This window comes from Microbacterium sp. P2_F9 (genome assembly GCF_056403635.1).
Genome location: NZ_JBFUFC010000299.1, coordinates 1 through 3161, shown reverse-complemented (window position 1 = coordinate 3161; position 3161 = coordinate 1). Strand labels below are relative to the sequence as shown.

The window sequence follows — 3161 nt, the reverse complement described above, 5'->3', positions numbered from 1 at the left end:
CAGCCGGGGCTCCGAACAGCCCGAGCCCGTTGAACCGACCCGGCGCGCGAAGCAGAAGGCCCCTAAGAGTGTGGATGTATCGGCGCAGACGCTCTTCGATCCTGAACCAGCAGCACCCGCAGCGCCGGCAGCAGTGCGTGAGGGAATCGCAGGGGCGCTGATCGCCAGCGCCACATATCAGGCCCGTCGGGGCATGGCTGGGCGGCACCCAGTCGACGACGGGGTCACAGTCGCACTCATCACAGCGCTTGAGATGGGTGGGGGTCGCGCGCACCGCGACACGCTCGCCGCAGCGGCGGGAGTCGCCGCCGCCACGTTCGCCGGTCTGCTCGCTGCGCTCCGGCGCGTCCTGAACGTCGACGGGTACTCCGTGATCGAATTCGACGCGGATGGCGTCACCGTGCTGCTCGACTTCTCGCTCCTGCGTGAGCAATTCGCTCTCGGGAGCGGATGATGGTCACCGTCAGTCTGCGGCAACGTCGCGAGATCATCGACGCGGGGTGCCGGCGAGGGATCGTCCCTCAACGTGGGCTCCACGTCACCGCGGTAACCCTGGAGCGGTTCAAGCTGCACTCGCCGACGAGCTCGACGAGCTCGACGTCGCCGCAGACGGGTGCGCGGACTTGAAGGCGCGTGAATCGGTTCGAGGTCATCCACGGGAACGCCGCTCGCGCTCTAGTTGGACGCGCGTGCGGAGTTCATGCAGCGTCTCACCGGTCCTGTCCAGTCGCCATAAAACCCAACCGTTGCGCTCACTTCCAGTGGCTACTCGGAGTGGAGCAGAGGGGGATGTGAAACGTCCAAGACCGGAAATTGTGATGGAACCATCCCTGTCGACTCGAGCGGCCAATGGTTTGCGTCCGGCCTCGGACCACGTGAGCGTGTCGCCGGCCAGGAGGGCTCCTGCTTCCAGGAGCTCTCGGAATGACTTGGGTCGAGAGGCTCCGGCATTTCGCCCGATCAGCGCGGGACGGGCGCGTTCGCGCCGGTCCAGCCCCAGCGCGCGCCGAAGGACGTCATTGTCAGACTCGCCCCGATTGCGGCTGTTCCGAATCGCGAGGTGGACTTCATCGTCGATCCACACCTCAGGGCACACAGTGGTCTCCATTCGCCGACGGCCGGTCAATCGAGGTCAGGGTACCGCTTGATGGACGTGTGCTTCGCCTGAAGGTGAACGGCACCCTTTCTGAGATACTGCAGCCATGTCGAGCACGCCCCGCAAGGAGATCGAAGACGCGTTGAGCCGCGAGCATTCCACGCTCGCGGAGGTGCATCGTGGGCTGGGCAAGGGAATCAAACCGAAGGTGCTTGCGGTGCAGCTGGGTCTGGAGCGACCTGGATACGTCACCAACTATCGAATGCTCATAGCTGCCATGCTGGACGGCGACGTCCCGTCCAGCTGGGATCTACGCATTGAGGCCGCGCGAACAATCGAGGACTTCCTTCGGCGGAGGCGGAGCTCGTTCTCAGTGGCAGCGCAACGCCGTCTCGAGATGAATCTCGCCCGGGTAGCTGCCACGTCCGCAGCGGACAAAGCCCGCACTGACGCCCCCGTGCCTGCGGCGCCGGTGCGCGTCAAAATAGGCCTGGTAGGCGCTTCGGACTGGCAATCGCTCGAGCCCGATCCGAGTAAGTCAAGTGGTCTGCAATTTGGCACGCCCGCCGGCGTCAGACCCGGGCAGAGATTCAAGGATCGGCGGGAGCTAACCGCTGCCTACGTCCATCGGCCGCCACAGAATGGAATCAGTGGCAATGGTCGCGATGGTGCCAACTCGATCGTCGTCTCGGGCGGATACATCGACGATGAAGACCACGGTGACTTTCTTCTCTACACCGGCATGGGTGGCAATGATCGCAAGACGAAGCGGCAGGTCGCTGATCAAGATCCGACAGTGAGCGGCAACGCGGGCCTCATTCTCAGCCATCGACGTGGACTTCCTGTTCGAGTCGTTCGGGGCCCGCACAAGGGTTCGCCCTATGCTCCGTCACTTGGCTACGTATACTCCGGCCTCTATGAGGTATCGGACACATGGGTAGAGCGTGGCCAAGACGGGTTCAAAGTCATTCGATTCCGCCTCGACGGACTGCGCGGCCACTACGTCTTGTCTCCCGAAGCGGCGGAATCGACACCTCAGACGAATTCCTCCGAGCTAGATCGGCTTTATGCCTTCATTTCGGAGAAGGCAGCGGACCTTGACCGAGATCTCAGATTCAGCATGCACGGCGTCACCGCCAATGCGCAGACGACCTATCTGGCGCTGAGCTTTCTCTCCAGAATCCGAGTCGACCGACGCGGAGACAAACCCGAAAGGCAGCGATTTCTAGCTGCCAGATCGGCGCTTGACGAGTTGGCGTGGGACCATGACTCGCTTGCGGATGGCGAGCGAAGCTCCGGTGTCCGCCACGATGCCGAGAATAGGGCTCGGGAGCTGGCGGTCCAAGCCGGCGTTTCGACGAGCGAACTTAGCCAGTCGCCTGTCAAATCGACACCAATCGAGGGATCCCCACAGATTCCACCCCGACCGGCGGAGCTTGTGATCGAAGCGGCGGAGCTCAGCGCCATCCTCGATTCCGAGACTTACGGTCGACAACGTCAGCGGGCTGGTCGCGCAGCACTATCGCCTGAAACCACCAAGCGAATGCTCGCGCTCCTCATCGGCGGCGACTACCGAACCACTCGCGGGCAGCTTGCCCACGCGCTCGCTCTGTCGATCAGTGCCGTCGATGGGCCAATCGCTGCGTTGAAACGGCTCATGAACGTCGAAGGCTATGACGTGGTCGAAGTTGTCGATGCTGGGCAAACGATTCGCCTCAACCGCACGCTCCTCATTGAGCAGTTCGGACTGTCGTGAGCCGAACGCGACGCAGGAAATCGCATGCCTCTGCAAGAATCGACATTCGGCGCTGGGAAGCGCCACGGGACCTCAAAGTAGAACCTGGCCGGGGGCAGCATGAAGGCGGATTCGCCACTATCGATGCGGGGGAGTGACCTCGCTGGCACCGCTGAGTCGGCAGCGATTGAAGCCTTACGCGAGGTCTTGCCGAACGACGGTCTCGCCACAGCCTTGACCAACGTCGACTCAAGTCGCCAACGGCAAACGCGCCGACGTAGACGTCATTCGCCCTTGCGCGAGAAGTTCAAGCTTGGAGCTCTCTGATGC

Annotated in this window: 2 protein-coding genes and 1 pseudogene; 2 read left to right on the top strand and 1 reads right to left on the bottom strand. The window is 62.9% G+C overall.

Going from position 1 to position 3161, the window contains the following annotated elements; all coding sequences use genetic code 11:
• A pseudogene (locus tag AC1DVT_RS19070) lies at positions 1–454 on the top strand (hypothetical protein); the annotation flags it as partial.
• Between the two features lie 195 nt (positions 455–649).
• Here AC1DVT_RS19070 and AC1DVT_RS19065 read toward each other — a convergent pair.
• The gene (locus AC1DVT_RS19065; protein ID WP_477390839.1) at positions 650–1108 is read right to left on the bottom strand and encodes a restriction system modified-DNA reader domain-containing protein; all 459 of its coding nucleotides are present in this window, start codon (positions 1106–1108) and stop codon (positions 650–652) included.
• 94 nt (positions 1109–1202) lie between these two features.
• Between AC1DVT_RS19065 and AC1DVT_RS19060 the strand changes: the two genes are divergently transcribed.
• Complete coding sequence (locus AC1DVT_RS19060) at positions 1203–2852, top strand: YDG/SRA domain-containing protein (protein ID WP_477390837.1); 1650 nt, start codon at positions 1203–1205, stop codon at positions 2850–2852.
• Positions 2853–3161 lie beyond the last annotated feature (309 nt).